Genomic DNA, 16722 nt, shown 5'->3' with positions numbered 1-16722 from the left:
TCATGTTAACGTAAAAATAAAAATTAAGGCAAATTAAAAAAGCAGTAAATCAAAGTGATTAAAAAATTCTATATGACGCATTGTCAAAAACGATCGCGAATAAAAACATAAAAGCTAAAACCAGCAGTACACTTTGATATCCTTTTTGCAGAGCAGCTAACCTATGATAACAATAGCAACAAGCCATCCGGTGAGGGCATCAGGCATAATATTTTCTAAAATTTTTCGCTAATCAGAGAGTGCTAAAAATGGTGTATGTCACAGTATGGTAATAACGCTAAATAACGGGCCAATTTAATAGCACGCGATAGTTGGCGCTGATATTTAGCGCTGGTTCCTGTAATACGGCTTGGAACTATCCGACCAGACTCCATAGTGTAATCTTTCAATGTATCGAGATCTTTGTAATCGATTTCCTGGATTTCCATTCCCTTAAAAGCACAAAATTTTTTACGACGAAAATATGACATAACAACCACTCCTCTAAACTTCTTCAGGTATTTCAGCTGGTTCTTCAACTAGCATTTTTGTTTTTTCTTTTCTAGGGTTTTTACCCTTTTCAGCGCTTTGCATGATGGGTGAAAGTGAGGTGATTGCTCTATTGCGTTTTAAGATTAAATTGCGAATCACCGCGTCATTATAGCGGAAGGAATTCTCAAGCTCATGAATAACGGACTTATCACACTCAATATTCATCAACAGGTAATGCGCCTTACGAACCTTATCAATAGGATAAGCAAGTTGTCGACGCCCCCAATCTTCAAAACGATGAATTTGCCCATTTCCCTCTTTAATCATCGATTGGTAACGTTGTACCATTGCCGATACCTGATTACTTTGGTCGGGATGGACCAGAATAACAATTTCATAATGTCGCATAAATATCCCCCTTTCGGTTTAACAGCCCCACTGAATAAGCCAGTGGGGCAAGGAGCTATCAATGAAGCATTGTAACACAGACTGGGTTTAGTGCTACTTCAGCTGTTAGAAGAAAATTTTATTTTTAAGTGGCAAAATCCAAAAAGAAATGCTACATTTTCATAAACCAAGATTGGTTGTATTAACCAATCCAGTCGCTTTGAACATGGAATCAAATTGTGAACTTTCTATTTATTCTTGCTGCATTGACAGCAATCCCTCAGTTTGTTACGATTTAGCCGATAGTAAATCTCGAAATCGAATCCTATCTATTTAGCGGTTATTTGACGATTAAATATGTTGAATTTTTTCTTTAATTATATCTTTCTGATGAATTGTTATGCATTTCTGACTTCCAATAGTTTTTTTGGAATCCTTCATTTTATTTTCCGTAATTTTTCGTTGAGCTTTATCCTAAAGCAAATGCAATATTTGTGCGATGTATGCAGAGTAGAAAATTACCTGTTAAAAAGTGCCTGCAAATGCAGTAGAAGTAAATTGTTTTTATGAGTTGTGCATTTTTATATTTTTTAGCAATTGTCGTTGATTGCTGTCGTACTGCTTTACGTATCGTATTTGGTTAATTGCGGGGGAAGAAGTAGATGGTCTTTTCGTTTTATAGCCTATGCCGTTGGGTAAGAGAACTGTAGTTTGAGCTTAGATATGAGGAAAGTGAAGGTTGATCAGCTGTGGTGAAGACGAACAAAACGACACACCATATTCTAAGTTCAATTTTAAGATGTGGATCCAAATATAGGTGGATTTGATGCAGGTACCGATGAAGTCGTGGTATCTTAGCGTGGGGAGACATTCATGTTGTTGATAGATGATTTAGTTATAGTGATAATGACCAATATCATCAGCTCTATGGCAGTTATCCAGAAAGTGGCAGTGACGCTTTAAGCATCTGATCACTGTTTATAGAAGGTGTGCACCTAAGCCTTGATTGCTATTGTCGGATGATGGTTATGTGACGGCGTGTGCTTTCTTTTATTATCTCTAATATGTCGACATGAAGAAACGAGACAGTTACGACTGCGGAGATGGGTCGTTTTCATCTAGCTTTCTTTAGACGATAGAATAATAATCATAAACCCCTGATCAGCGGCATTATCTTTAGCAGAGGCGATGGAAACATTCACAGCACAAGGTGTCAAAACTTACAAACGATTACTTCAAGCAACTAAACAATACTGGAGTGTTTTTCTTTTTGGTATTATTGGTACGGTCGTGGTCTCATTGACAGATGCCGGTTTTGCTTGGCTTATTAAGCCCATCATCAACAAAGGATTTATTAATCGAGATAAAGAATTTATCCACTGCTTACCTTTAATTATTGTTTGTGTTTCCCTGTTTCGAGGGATAGCAGGATTTTTATCGACTTATTTTATTAATCGCGTGGCACGAAATATTGTAATGGATTTTCGACGTGCGATATTCAGCCATTTATTGCGCTTGCCTGCTAAATTTTATGATAAAAATAATTCAGGTCATTTACTATCGACAATAATTTATAACGTCGAACAGGTCGCGCAAGCAAGCTCCAATGCACTAGTGGCTACTCTACAAGAATCTTCCCTAGTTATCGGTTTATTAGTGGTTATGTTTTTGGTGAATTGGGAATTAACTTTGTTTTTCTTGGTTGTGACACCAGTAATTGCGTGGGTGATGAAAATTTGTAGTGCGCGCTTACGTTGCTTAAGTACGAGCGTGCAGAAATCAGTGGGCGAGGTAACCCATATTGCCAGTGAAGGAATAGAAGCTTATAAAGTCATTCGTCTTTATGGTGGTCAGAAATATGAAAATGAAAAATTCCATCGCGCAACCAAGTTAAATCAGCAGCGTGAATTAAAAGTAGTTGTAACTAATAGTGTGAGTATTTCTTTGGTGCAATTACTTATTGCCGTACCCATTGCGATCATCTTGTTTTTTGCTATTCAACCTGCGTTACATGTCACGGCAGGAAGTTTCGCGTCTGTAGTGTCTGCGATGATCATGATGCTTCGCCCAGTGCGGCGTTTAACGATGGTTAACAGTTATATTCAAAAAGGTATCGCTGGTGCAGAAAGTATTTTCAATTTGTTAGACGAAGACGTAGAAAGGAATACAGGAACCAGACATCTGTTACGTGCAACGGGTATTATCGAATATTGCCATGTGTATTTTGCTTATGGGAAGACTAAAAAGCCAGTATTGCAGGATATTAATTTTAAGATTAAGCCTGGGCAAACAGTTGCGCTTGTAGGTCGATCAGGCGCAGGTAAATCCACTTTAATTAATCTATTACCTCGTTTTTATGATGTGTCTAATGGTGAAATTAGATTGGATGGCGTCAATATTAAAGATTTTCACTTGGAAGAATTACGCAGTCAATTTTCGTTAGTGTCTCAGTACACTGCTTTGTTTAATGACACCATTTTACATAACATCGCCTATGGCCAAATAAGACGGATTGACAAAAGACGAATTATCGAGGTGGCGCACGCTGCACACGCGATGGAATTTATCGAACAATTACCAGATGGATTGGACACCGTCTTAGGAGAAAATGGGATGCGCCTTTCTGGTGGACAACGCCAACGGATCGCTATTGCTCGTGCATTATTTAAAAACGCATCGATACTTATTTTAGATGAAGCAACTTCTTCATTAGATACTCATTCTGAACGCCATATACAGGCTGCATTAGATAATTTAATGCAACGATGCACGACGCTTGTGATTGCACATCGGCTATCAACAATTGAAAAAGCAGATCGAATCATTGTGCTAGAAGGTGGACGTTTGATTGAAAATGGCACTCATCAACAATTGCTTGCTTCAGATGGCGCCTATGCAGACTTATATCGCATGCAATTTATGAAGTGCCGGTTATAATCATGTTTGGGGAAAAATAGTGCCAATGGCCCCGTATTTTTGGTATCGACCCACTCGTTCTTTCTTAAGCTATGCTCTAAATCCGTTTGCTTTTCTATATCGGGGAATTGTTGCCATTCGGCGTTGGTTATATCGGGTTGGCATTAAAAAGATAAATAAATTCCCTGCATTAGTTATTGTTGTTGGAAATATTACTGTTGGTGGTTCAGGTAAAACACCTTTTGTTATTTGGTTGGCAAATCGATTAAAAAATTGCGGTTTTAATCCTGGCATGGTGAGTCGTGGGTATGGTGGGAAAAGGGGGAAATCACCTGTTACGGTGACAGTAGATAGCGAGCCACGGGTTGTAGGAGATGAGGCGCTCTTGCTAGTGATGAAAACAAGTTGTCCTATGGTAGTTTGTTCCAATCGTTCTGCTGCTGTCACTCAATTGTTGCGAGATTATCATTGCGATATAGTTATCAGCGACGATGGATTGCAACATTATACGATGGGGAGAGATATTGAAATTATTATTCTTGACTCGGATCATCAATTAGGGAACGAATGTTGTTTGCCGGCTGGCCCATTACGAGAGCCAAAATCGCGTTTAAGGACTGTTAATTTTGTCATTGAAAAACAATTATGGCCACTTAAAATCTATCAATTACATAATCCAGAAAAGGAAATAAGCTTGAATGAATTAAAAGGAAAAACCGTTCATGCTATAGCCGGTTTAGGGAATCCACAAAGTTTTTTCGCCAGCTTGAATTGTTGGGGGCCTGTGTGATAGCACATCCCTTGCCTGATCATTATGTTTACCAGGCTAAAGACTTTAATTTTGACGATGATAAATTAATCATTATGTCAGAAAAAGATGCTATTAAATGCAAATTTATTAACAATGAACGCTTATTTTGTTTGTCAGTAAATTTAGTAGTTCCTTATCAATTTCAACAAGAATTTTTCCAGGTATTAAGCCTGTCATTTCCTAATCATCCTCACCTAACTACTAGCACCGGCTATCTCTTATGATTATATAGTGCATCCAAAAATGGGAAACTGGCGAGTTTATGGATTGCATTCTTTGAAAAAACTTGATGTGATTGGATAGCGCCGGTCCTTTCCGAAGGCACGCTCCGTAATTCGAATGCCAACAGGTGCTTGGTGACGTTTGTGTTCATTACGATTAATCATTTGAACAACTTTTTTACTACTGCAATATCAAATCCTGCTTCAGCAATAGTACTGAGATCTTCATCTTTAGCTATGTAATGTTCCAAAATTTCGTCTAACACTGGATAAGGCGGTAAAACATCTTGGTCTTTCTGCCCTGGTGCTAGTTCGGCCGAAGGGGATCTTGTTAAAACACGTTCTGGAATGACGGGAAAAATTGTATTGCGATAATGACATAAACGATATACCATCGTTTTGTAAACGTCTTTTAATACTGCAAAGCCTCCTGCCATATCTCCGTATAAAGTAGCATAACCAACGGCTATTTCGCTTTTATTTCCCGTGGTTAAAACAATAGAGCCTCTTTTATTCGAGATAGCCATTAATAGCATGCCGCGGATGCGCGCCTGTAAATTCTCTTCCGTCATATCTTTTTTAATCCAATAAATTCTGGAGCCAGAGTGTTAATACAGGCATTGAATATCAGATTAATATCAATAATTGATGTCCGAATGTTCAGCGCTTTTGCTTCCGCTTGCGCATCTATTATACTGATTTTCGAAGTAAAAGGGGATGGCATTAGTATACCACTCACTCGTTCATGGCCGACAGCATCTACAGCAATCGACGCCGTTAAAGCGGAATCCACACCACCAGATAAACCGACAATAGCACTTGGAAAATTATTTTTTCTAATATAATCGCGAACGCCTAGCACTAGGACATTATACACTCTTTCTTCATTAAGCGGATCGGGAGGCAAGGGCGTTGTTGTCAATACTTTTAACGAATGTTCAATATCAAAAACAACCGTCATTAATTCTTCTCTGAAATAGGCGCCTTGCTGAACATGAATGCCGTTCTGATCAAATACCATTGACCCTCCGTCAAAAACTAATTCATCTTGTCCACCTATTAAATTTAAATAAATTATTGGAACATGATATTGTTTAGCATGTTTGGCTAATAAGTTACGTCTATGATGGGCTTTATCTTGCGAAAAAGGTGAAGCATTGATACAGGTAATTAATTGAGATCCGGCAGCCATTGCCTGTTTGATAGGATTTTTAAACCATAAATCTTCACAAATTAAGATACCGACTCTAACACCTTTAACATCAATCACGCAGGATTGGTCTCCCGCTGTAAAATAACGCTTTTCATCAAAAACGAGATAGTTGGGTAATTCATGTTTTGTATAAGTGGCTATGGTTTTCCCATCCGCAATAACAGCGGCTTTATTATAATATTTATCTTCTATGCAGTCAGGATAACCGACGATGACTATCGTATGTTTAACATTATCAGCAATTTGGTGAAGCGCCTGATGAACGCGATGATAAAGCGCGGGACGGAATAATAAATCTTCTGGTGGATAGCTCGTAACGGCTAATTCAGGAAATAAAACTAAATCAGCTTTGTTTTCACGATAAGCACGGTTCGCAGCGTCAATGATAAGTTGAGCATTGCCTTCAATATCGCCGACTAGTAAATTAATTTGTGCACCAACGATCGTTAATCTTTTCATTAACCTAATTCTTGATTAATGTTGCAACGATTTTCCCCTATTCTGATATCAGAGTATATAAGAGTAGTAGGATTCGATACCGTCATCCATTCAATCCGTCGTCTTTTGCAAAAAGAGCGATTTCCAAATTATAGATCCAGACTGCCTCCAAAACAGAGTCCCAGTTCTTCTATCGATTGCACAGCCCCTCAATCTGGAATCAATTGGTAAGGGATAAATTAACAACAATCAAACTTGTTATGTTATATATTCCCATTTACCATGACTGTGCGTATTTATTATAAGCCTATTTATGGTAATTGCCGCTTTGTTCTCAGGACAGGTGGTAATAACTACTTCTAATTTTTGTGTATCTTCTTTATGTACAGTAAAGCTTTTATGTTTATATTTTAATAGCGCGAATAATTACACTCTACTTTCCTTCAAGCGCTAGAGAGTAACGAGCTATTTTATGGGGGAAACGGTCGTGCTTCAGTAAAGGCGGTTTGATTAATGTAAATGAAAAACGATCAACTGTATTCTGTAGTACAAATATGATGAATACTAACCATAGCACATATGACAAATCTAAGGATCATGCGTCCATATGGCATTTAATTTTACCTTTAATTGCCTCGAAAGTTATACAACTTAAACGAATAATACTGATTTTATTATCAAATTTTATCAACCGAAGATCAAAATTTTTTCCAGAGATATTTTTGAGACAAACTCGTTATAGAATAAAATAAAGCTAAATATCCTGAACAAAAAGTAGTAAGCACGATAATTCCAACCCAATGTCGACTCATCGATGAATTTGTCACAATTTATATTTGTAATTGCCCGTAATTTAATGAAAGAATATCAGTATCCCACATACAGTTCGTTTTGGATCTCGTAATTAAGTCGCAAAATGACAGAGAACCCACATAACAGCTAAAAAGACCCTACCTCCTGCATCTTCACCGATCGAATAAAAAAATAATTAAGTAAGTCGTCTAGAAAGTAGAGAAAAACACTAATTAGACAGCGAAAAGCTTAACATGACGCCGTAAACTACGGCCGTTCATAATTGGAGTTATTGTGGGTTATTGTATATCACTAGACTATTGTGGAAAGTAGTCCGCTTGGCAGCGATCAATAATTGAGAACAAAAATCGTCAACTAAGAAAGCAACACTTTTCTCTTTATGAAAAGCAAAACTTTCTGCAGGGCAAACTGTCCAAATACTATAAGACCATCTAGACTAAATCAGCCTGTTTCATACTTAAGCGAATACGTCCCTGCCGATCAATCTCAATCACCTTAACCCGAACAATTTGTCCTTCTTCCATATAATACCTAATATTTTCTATCCGTTCATTAGCAATCTGCGAAATATGAACCAATCCTTGACAGTTTGGTAAAATCTGTACAACAGCTCCAAAGTCTAAAATCTTTACTATGGGTCCTTCGTAAGTTTTACCAAGCTCGACTCCTACAGTTAACTTTTCAATACGATGCTTAGCGGCCTCTCCCTCTTCTATAGAATAAGCCGCGATCTTAATCGTACCATCATCCGAAATATCAATCGCACAATTTGTCGCTTCCGTAATTTCGCGAATGGTCACCCCGCCTTTTCCAATGACATCCCGAATCTTTTCAGGATTGATTTTCATCGTGATATAGCGCGGTGCTAAATGAGATACTTGCGAACGGGGCTTATCAATAGCGGTATTCATGATTCCGAGAATATGTAATCGGCCTTCTTTGGCTTGATCAAGCGCTTTTTCCATAATTTCTTTGTTGATACCTTCTATTTTAATATCCATCTGAAGTGCAGTGATACCATTTACCGTACCTGCTACTTTAAAATCCATATCTCCTAAGTAGTCTTCATCGCTCAAAATATCCGATAGAATGGCGTAATGATCGCCTTCCTTAATTAGTCCCATAGAGATACCCGCTACAGGCGCTTTAGTTGGCACGCCAGCATCCATCAATGCTAAACTACTGCCGCAAACACTTGCCATAGAACTTGATCCGTTTGATTCGAGAATCTCGGAAACTACCCGAATTACATAAGGAAATTCTTCAAGGGTAGGCACTAAAGGAGCCAAGGCGCGTTTAGCCAATCGACCATGGCCAATTTCCCGACGTTTAGGAGCACTCATAAAGCCTACTTCACCTACACAAAATGGCGGAAAATTATAGTGGAAGATAAAATCTTCCCGGTGATCACCATCAAGATCATCGATCAATTGAGCATCCCGCTCTGTACCTAACGTAGCCACTGCCAACGCCTGGGTTTCCCCGCGGGTAAACAAAGCCGATCCATGAGAGCGGGGCAGTACGCCGATTTTGACGCTGATCGGCCGAACAGTTTTAGTATCGCGCCCATCAATTCGCTGCTCACCAGATAAAATTTGATCACGAACAATACGCCTTTTAAGATCGTGTAAGATAGAAGCTATTTCATGGGAATTAAGTGCGTTTTCTCCTTCAGGTTCCTTTTTCCACAGATAAGTCAATAGCTGTTCACGGATAGTTTGAATCCGAGTTTGCCGCACCGTCTTTTCCCGAATTCGATAAGCTTCTTTCAGTTCTGATTCTACTTTGTCAGCGATCACGTTTTCTAAATTCGTATTGAGAGGAGATGCTTGCCATTCCCAGGGTACAGTACCTACTTCATCCGAAAATTCAGAAATCGCTTGTATAGCAGCTTGCATTGCGTGATGTCCATACAATACTGCATCCACCATTACGGCTTCCGGCAGCTCTTTTGCTTCTGACTCCACCATTAATACAGCCTCTTTTGTCCCTGCGACTACTAAATCAAGCTCAGACTGTCTAATCTCTTCTGAGGAAGGATTTAACAAATATCCCCCTTAAAATAACCTACCCGCGCAGCGCCCAACGGACCATTGAATGGAATACCAGCGACAGTTAACGCCGCTGAAGCGCCTAAAATAGCGGGGATATCAGTAGGAACATCTGGATCTACCGAAAGCACGGTAGTCACAATTTGAACTTCACTAGTAAATCCTTTAGGGAAAAGCGGACGCAAAGGCCGGTCAATCAATCGGGAAATGAGGGTTTCTTTTTCCGTCGGACGACCTTCACGCTTGAAATAACCGCCTGGAATCTTTCCGGCAGCATAGGTTCTTTCTTGATAATTAATTGTTAGCGGAAAGAAATCACGACCTTCTTCAGTTGCCTTTTGTGCAACTACAATAACCAATAACAGAGTATCACCCATCCGGACAATAACTGCGCCGGTTGCCTGTCGGGCAATTTCTCCGGTTTCGAATGTAACTTGATGTTTACCGTACTGAAAAGTTTTACTAATTTTATCCATCGTTTTCCTTTATGATCGCAACTCTAATCGTTTAATGAGATTATGATATCGTTGTAACTCATTTTTTTATATAGTTTATAAGCTTACGTCGTTTACTGACCATCTGCAACAAGCCTCGGCGTGAATGGTGATCATGTGGGTGGTTTTTTAAATGTTCGGTGATTGTATCGATTTTAGCACTGAGAATGGCAATTTGAACTTCAGGAGAACCCGTATCATTCTGGTTTAACTGATATTCTTTCACAATTTTCGCAGTTTCTGTAGAAATTAACGACATTACCACTACCTTTTTTAAGTTAAGTTTGAGCGATTATCCACTGTCATTTTTGGACCAAAATGGGCATTATATCCCGATGTGATTGTGGGCGCAAATGAGTTCGTTTGAATCAGATAGCTTGTACTTGATGAGAATAAGAAAAAACCGATATGAGAATAATTGGTAGTAAGGCTTGGTGTAAAAATGAAATACCAAAGTTAATACTAAAGTTAACGCTATATTTTAGGGAATATATGGAAGACACTATCGAAATAACAAACGGTAGTCGTTTCATAAATATAGTATACCTGCCATTAAAAAGTATGATAAAAGAAAAAGATTCGGCAAATCACTGAGATACAACAAAACAGAGATAGATAAAAACAAGACACGAAATCCGTTACGCTTCATATCATGGAATCGAAATAGTATTAACTAGCAGGTGGCTTCTGGCAACGCCTTTGACATTTCTGAATCAAAAAATTGCCTGTCGGAGTAAATGTACACAATCCCTTAAGCGAAAAAGGTAACGAAGACAAACATGAGCTACAGCATTGAATAACAACTCAATCGACATTTATCGACTTGAATAAATACAAACGATTGCAAATTCCCTGACTTTGTAAATTTTCTTCTGCTACGTTTTCTTATCGGGGTTTCGTATATAGAAAATACATCAATCACTATCCGTCGCTCTTAGCGTTTACCATACTCAATAATGCATTACAAATCTTTCTCACTGTTTCTTTAGTTAAATAAGGGTGGAAAGGCAAGCTCAGTACTTGTTGGCTAGCTATTTCTGTTTTCGGATAATTTCCTTCCCATACTTGTAAATAATCCTGAATGGCAGGTTGCTCATACAGCGGTTTTGGATAATGGATAGCTGTTGGAATTCCGACTTCGGTTAAAGCAACTCGAATAATTTCTCTTTTTTCAACACGGATAGTATATTGAGCAAAAATGCTGACATTCTCTGGGACTACATGAGGAATGACAAAATATTCTTGTAGAATCTCCGAATACCAGTCAGCCACTGTTTGTCGGCGTTTCACTTCATCGGGGAAAAGTTCCAATTTAGCCAATAATACAGCCGCTTGTAGCGTATTAAAACGGGCGTTGAGGCCGATGCGGATATGATGATAATGGTTTTTTTGACCATGATTGCGAATAAGTCGCATAGCTTCTGCCAGAGCATCATCATTTGTAAAACAGGCACCCCCATCGCCATAGCATCCTAAAGGTTTAGAAGGAAAGAAACTGGTGCAACCAACGGTCGTAAGGCCACAGGACTGTTTCCCTTGATGTGTTGCCCCAAAACTTTGAGCACCATCTTCAATCACAAACAGCCCATGATGCTCAGCAATTGCATTAATGGTTGTAAAATCAGCGCATTGGCCAAATAAACTTACTGGCATGATAGCCTTTGTTCGACTAGTGATAGCTGCCTCAATTTTGGAAGGGTCAATGTTATAAGTGAAGAGATCAATATCCACAAAAACAGGTTCCGCACCTAAAAAGATTATTGTCTCTGCAGTTGCAAAAAAGCTAAATGAAGAAGTAATTACTTGATCACCCGGTCCGATCCCCAACGCCATTAAAGCAATCAACAACGCCATCGTTCCGTTGGAAACAGTCACACAATGACGAACATCTATCCATTCCGCTAAACGTTTTTCTAACTCCAGAACTTCAGGACCTACGATGAATTGCCCATGATCTAGTACGGTTTGCATGTTTTTATCAATAACTCCCTTAATCAGGAGATATTGCTCATTCAAATCGATAAATTTCATCATGGGAATAGTTTCTCCTATAAACACTTGGAAAATGAATATTATCAAAACCACTATTGACTTCAATGAAAAGAAAAAATCATATCGTTACTATAACTTCCTCATTCCGTGATTCAACCACGCGATTAAGGATAAAAATACATTCCGTGATTAAAAATACTGAAAACACACTGATGAAGTATCGCACGGATAACAGATAGGGGGCGATTAACTTAAGCACTGTTGATGATTTTTGTACATGTCTTATGTATTATTTGTGATATGAAATTAGTACCGCTCAGTGCTTTATCACCTCTTGATGGCCGATATAAAAAAAGTTGATGCCCTACGCCCCATTGTGAGTGAATACGGTCTTTTTCGATATCGAATTTTTGTTGAAATCAAATGGCTTATCTTTTTATCGAATGAGAAAAAATTAAAAGAAATTGCTAAATTAAGCAATTCCGATTGCGAAAAACTTGAACGAATTGCCGATAATTATAATTTACAAGCTGCCAATACTATTAAAGAAATCGAAATGATTACTAATCATGATGTTAAAGCCGTCGAATATTATTTACAACAGCAGTTACAAAAAGAACCACATTTTTCATTTCTGATTGCTTTTATTCACTTTGGCTGTACCTCCGAGGATATTAACAATCTTTCCTATTCGCTTATGATTGATGAAGCCCGCAGGGTAGTCTTAATTCCTACTGTCAAAAAAATAGGTAGGAAACTACAAAAATTGGCAGAAAAATACGCCGAGCTCCCGCTGTTAAGCCGCACCCATGGGCAACCTGCAACGCCAACCACTTTAGGCAAAGAATTAGCGAATATGGTTGCACGCATACATGCTCAATATCAGTCTTTTGCTCATTGTAAACTGCTGGCAAAAATGAACGGCGCTGTCGGTAATTTTAACGCTCATTATGCCGCCTATCCTGATTTTGATTGGCCTAGTTTCACACAACGCTTTATTGAATCGTTGGATCTGGAAACTAATCACTATACTACTCAAATCGAGCCACACGATCGACTCAGCGAGCTATTACAGTCGCTAGTTCGATTAAATGTTGTTTTGATTGATTGCTGTCGTGACATATGGAGTTATATCAGCTTGAATTATCTTCATCAAAAAGCTAAAAAACAGAAATTGGTTCTTCTACTATGCCACACAAAATCAACCCGATCGACTTTGAAAATGCAGAAGGTAATTTAGGGTTAGCCAACGCTTTGGCTAACCATATGATAAACAAGTTACCTATTTCACGATGGCAGCGTGATTTAACAGATTCTACTGTTTTAAGAAATTTAGGAAGCGTGTTTGGTTATTCTCTGATTGCCTATGAATCACTTTGTAAAGGATTAAACAAAATCAGTGTTAACAAAACCCGTATCTATGAAGATATCAATTCTCATTGGGAAATACTAGCCGAAGCGATACAAACAACCATGCGCCGTCATCGTATTCAAGAAGCATATGAACAACTCAAAGAATTGACTCGCAATACAACTGTAGATGAAGAAAAATTAAAAGTTTTTATTGAACAATTATCACTTCCAACAGGAGAAAAAGAACGTCTGAAATCCTTTACTCCTAGCAATTATCTCGGCTTTGCTGTTTCATTGGCCAAAAGAATAAGTAACCTTAAATGGGATTAAAAATGTACAGAGTTTAAATAAATACTCCAATAAATCAATCGGTTTCAGGGCTATTAATCCAAACAGTATCCCTCTAAATAAAGCTAATAATAGACAATAACTTCCGAAATTGAGGTCTAAAATATTCAATTTAATACATATGTCGTTTTGTATGTCGTTTTGATTACCTTTAACCTTTATGAAAAAAATTTTTTATATACCAATGCTAATTATTATCAAAATGGCCACAGCTAGTTAATTTGTTGTGATACCCTCGCTGGAAAAAATTACAAAAGGCGTTGATATTAAAACCAAAAATGTATCGGTACATTGAGATAGAAAATCCAGCGCCAGTTCTGTTATCAGTGATACTCTTACTAAGGTAGGGCCGAAAACTGGTGCTACCTACCATAAGCTAATTCCTAAATAGCCATCGCTTTACTTTGTTTTTCTAAAGGAAGGGTTTCTCATAACATGAATTGGGAAAAATAAATTAACAAAAAGACATTATGTGAGGAAAGCAACTAAAAATGCTTAAATCCAATACTTTAAAAATGGCAATTATTTGTGATAATTGCGATGATTAGCTATCAATTTGATATAAAACAATTCACTGAAAGTGAATATCTTCATGTTCACAATTATGTCAATGGTGACAGTGTGCTGCTTACACCGAGGTAAGGTGTCAAGGATAATCAGATCTGCGTTTTTAAGATGATGACTTTACTGGGCGTACATTATTTTAACTCAATTATCGCTAGCATTTTGGCGTACAAGTAAAGAAGCACACTGTCACTATTCAACATGCCCCCTGCACCCAGCTAATAAAAAGCTGATGAGGATACATATCTAGTTTGATAGTAACGCATCTAACGTGGGAAGGCGGAGAAGCCGTTTTCCACAATTGTCCTCATTTTTGATCATTTCTTATAATTGCTTTTTTCGGCATTTAAAGTAGCTGTGATGGTGGTCTGCTCATCTTTTATTTTATGGCAGGGAGCCCCCGCATTGTGGGTAAAAAGTAGGGGGTGCACTAGTCCTCCCTACCTTAATTGGCTATTTTAAAGGGAAAGTTTTTTATTAGCCATTCCCAAAGGCTCTTTGGAAAATACCCACTCAAGAAAATTCTGTCGGTTAGAAGTTAACTGATTTTGAGCTAACCAGCGAAAATAATCAGAGAAAGTGACTTTTCCCACACTCTTGTCTGAAAAAACAAAATTCCAAATAGAAAATTGTTCTTGGCTTTTTGAGATGGGAGCATTTTGCTCTAAAATCATTGCAACAGCAGAAGCAAGTCCTGAGCGATCAGCGCCACCGAGGCAATGAACAAGAATAGGTTGGGGCGCATAGAGTAAAAGTGAAACCAGTTTTTCCAAGTGTTTTTGAGAGGGCAGACTATAAGAAGGGAGTGGGACATCAAAATATTTGACTCCCATTGCTTTGGTAAGTCTTAATTCGTTCAAATACCATTTTTCACAAGGCTGGGCGCCGCGCAAATTAATGATTGTTTTTATGTGTTTTATTTGAATAACTTCTTTTAATCGTTGTGGACTAAGTTGAGCGCTACGATAGATTTTCTGTGAAATAACCGTATGAGCGGTATTACGCCACCAAAAATAATCTATTCCTAGAAAACTCAATAACAATGAGTTAATCACTATACCAAGCCAAATTAGCCATTTTCGTTTATTTTTTTGTAGCAATGCCATAACATTAATATCTGAATAAAGTCTCTCCGATAGAGCGAGACGGGTCAAGTGGTTTTAAATTTTGATAAAGCTATGAAAAAATATATTGATAATTACCGGATTAGCCAAAATAGCTATTTGAAATTAATGGGCATTGACGTCTGGCGAGCTCAAACTTTCCATTCGGTCAGTTATTATTGCTACAGTCTATGTAATTTGCAAAACCGTTTGATAGGTGTCTTATTAGCTGATGCGATAGTGCGGGATGATGCTGAAAATGAACTCGTTGAAAAAATTGCTAAAGCAACTAGAAAAAAAGTTTCCAGGGGGCTTAGACTAGGATTATTAAACCAAAATGACCTCAAGAAGTGTATCATTATTTTATTAGGTTCTCGGATAACTCAATTATTTTCTCATTTTGATTCTTCACGAAAAATTATTAGCTATGCACCAGCTGAATTATTGCGTGACCCAAAATTAAAAGTAAAGACATGGAATGCTTTAAAAGAAGCAATGCGATTGATGAAATGTTGATTTCTTCTTTGGTTAAAATATGTGAATAAAGTAGCTGAAATTATCAAAATCAGATGGATATTGCGGTTAGTCTCAGCTGCTGAAAGGAGCTACAAAATATATTTGCTGAAGAAGCCGTTCATGTTTTAAACATGAAATAATAAGTAGGAAATTTGGCAGCTTTAAAATTTGGGATCAAGAAAATTATTACCCCAATTAAAAATGGGGTGGGGATATGGTAATGCTTGTGTTAGATTTTTAACACTATCATGGGTCATGATAGATTTTAAGAAAGAGTCCCAATTTAATTTAATGTCCTGTTAAAAATGGCCGCACCCATCATGTTATTGTACAGACTATATGGGTATAAGATTCCAAATAGCGCTTTCGCCAAAGCATGTTTTCCAGAATGGAAAATTATCCGCAGTTTACAGCGACTATTATTTTGAGACGCGTTGAAAAAGGGATATTAGATTTAGAGGCTTTTTAGCTTTACTAAGCAATAAATATCGTTGTCCCTGAGGACTGGATCTTGGATTGATCCTTATTAATGCATTGATCTTACGTGAATTGTTAAATCAAACTCCTGAACCCCCTATGATGAAACTATTTCCTATCAAAATTTTACGGCAAAGTCTCAAAAGATATCGCAGGCAGAAAGTTATTTAGACCTAATTACCAGATCTAGTATTTGTTATTAGCTGGGTTATCAATTGCCAATTCGTGGTACTTTTAATGATTCAGCTATTAATTATATTATCGTAGGTTTAGTGATTGAAGTAGCGACTGCGGGAATTAGTCGTTTCCCTAAATTGATTAATTATAATCGCGTTCAAGTGTGCGTGTAATAGCTACCTACAATGTCAACGGACTGGAAGATGCGGCCATTCTCTCAAAGCACCACTGATTATAATCTTCGTTGGACACGCGTTTTATTAAAGCGGACACATCTAAAAGGCAGCTTTAAGTAGATGTTCAATATGAGCTAGTTGATCCAACAGTGAGTCCTAAGCAAGATCGGGATTTCTATAGCCTTGGTGTTTATAAAACTC

At 37.8% G+C, this 16722-nt stretch carries 7 protein-coding genes and 5 pseudogenes; 5 read left to right on the top strand and 7 right to left on the bottom strand.

Annotated elements, in window-relative coordinates; all coding sequences use genetic code 11:
- Window positions 1-242 precede the first annotated feature (242 nt).
- Complete coding sequence (rpsR, locus tag LG660_RS00410) at window positions 243-470, bottom strand: 30S ribosomal protein S18 (protein ID WP_258267463.1); 228 nt, start codon at window positions 468-470, stop codon at window positions 243-245.
- Between the two features lie 13 nt (window positions 471-483).
- The gene (gene rpsF / locus LG660_RS00405) at window positions 484-879 is read right to left on the bottom strand and encodes a 30S ribosomal protein S6 (RefSeq protein WP_258267462.1); all 396 of its coding nucleotides are present in this window, start codon (window positions 877-879) and stop codon (window positions 484-486) included.
- 1167 nt (window positions 880-2046) lie between these two features.
- Between rpsF and msbA the strand changes: the two genes are divergently transcribed.
- Together msbA and lpxK are read left to right on the top strand one after the other, a co-directional pair.
- Entirely contained in the window at window positions 2047-3795 is a 1749-nt protein-coding gene (msbA, locus tag LG660_RS00400; protein WP_258267461.1) for a lipid A export permease/ATP-binding protein MsbA, read from the top strand.
- Between the two features lie 25 nt (window positions 3796-3820).
- Window positions 3821-4809 (top strand): annotated as a pseudogene (lpxK, locus tag LG660_RS00395) (tetraacyldisaccharide 4'-kinase).
- Between the two features lie 36 nt (window positions 4810-4845).
- Here lpxK and LG660_RS00390 read toward each other — a convergent pair.
- From LG660_RS00390 to LG660_RS00375, 4 genes and pseudogenes are all read right to left on the bottom strand, one after another.
- Window positions 4846-6478: pseudogene (locus LG660_RS00390) on the bottom strand (NAD+ synthase).
- 1223 nt (window positions 6479-7701) lie between these two features.
- Window positions 7702-9797: pseudogene (gene pnp, locus LG660_RS00385) on the bottom strand (polyribonucleotide nucleotidyltransferase).
- Window positions 9798-9806: 9 nt separating this feature from the next.
- Window positions 9807-10074 (bottom strand): annotated as a pseudogene (gene rpsO, locus LG660_RS00380) (30S ribosomal protein S15).
- A gap of 662 nt (window positions 10075-10736) precedes the next feature.
- On the bottom strand, window positions 10737-11846 hold the full coding sequence (locus tag LG660_RS00375; RefSeq protein WP_258267753.1) for a DegT/DnrJ/EryC1/StrS family aminotransferase: 1110 nt from the start codon (window positions 11844-11846) through the stop codon (window positions 10737-10739).
- Window positions 11847-12107: 261 nt separating this feature from the next.
- Here LG660_RS00375 and purB point away from each other — a divergent pair.
- A pseudogene (purB, locus tag LG660_RS00370) lies at window positions 12108-13490 on the top strand (adenylosuccinate lyase).
- A gap of 1040 nt (window positions 13491-14530) precedes the next feature.
- Here the strand turns inward: purB and LG660_RS00365 are convergent.
- Window positions 14531-15178 (bottom strand): phosphatase domain-containing putative toxin, encoded by a 648-nt coding sequence (locus LG660_RS00365; protein ID WP_258267460.1) that lies wholly within the window; start codon window positions 15176-15178, stop codon window positions 14531-14533.
- 72 nt (window positions 15179-15250) lie between these two features.
- Here LG660_RS00365 and LG660_RS00360 point away from each other — a divergent pair, with 72 nt between their 5' ends.
- Window positions 15251-15691: a hypothetical protein gene (locus tag LG660_RS00360; RefSeq protein WP_258267459.1), complete on the top strand. Its 441-nt coding sequence runs from the start codon at window positions 15251-15253 to the stop codon at window positions 15689-15691.
- A 692-nt stretch (window positions 15692-16383) separates the two neighbouring features.
- Window positions 16384-16518, top strand: coding sequence for a hypothetical protein (locus LG660_RS00355; protein WP_258267458.1), 135 nt, complete (start codon window positions 16384-16386; stop codon window positions 16516-16518).
- Window positions 16519-16722 lie beyond the last annotated feature (204 nt).

The organism is Coxiella-like endosymbiont, assembly GCF_024730665.1.
Classification (GTDB): domain Bacteria; phylum Pseudomonadota; class Gammaproteobacteria; order Coxiellales; family Coxiellaceae; genus Coxiella.
The sequence above is the reverse complement of the archived record's forward strand: the minus strand, read 5'-3'. Positions and strand labels throughout refer to the sequence as shown.

Excerpts from the sequence above, each read along its gene's own strand:
- rpsF (WP_258267462.1), bottom strand. The coding sequence starts at position 879 with ATGCGACATTATGAAATTGTTATTCTGGTCCATCCCGACCAAAGTAAT.
- LG660_RS00365 (WP_258267460.1), bottom strand. The coding sequence starts at position 15,178 with ATGGCATTGCTACAAAAAAATAAACGAAAATGGCTAATTTGGCTTGGT.
- LG660_RS00360 (WP_258267459.1), top strand. The coding sequence starts at position 15,251 with ATGAAAAAATATATTGATAATTACCGGATTAGCCAAAATAGCTATTTG.
- LG660_RS00375 (WP_258267753.1), bottom strand. The coding sequence starts at position 11,846 with ATGAAATTTATCGATTTGAATGAGCAATATCTCCTGATTAAGGGAGTT.
- rpsR (WP_258267463.1), bottom strand. The coding sequence starts at position 470 with ATGTCATATTTTCGTCGTAAAAAATTTTGTGCTTTTAAGGGAATGGAA.
- msbA (WP_258267461.1), top strand. The coding sequence starts at position 2,047 with ATGGAAACATTCACAGCACAAGGTGTCAAAACTTACAAACGATTACTT.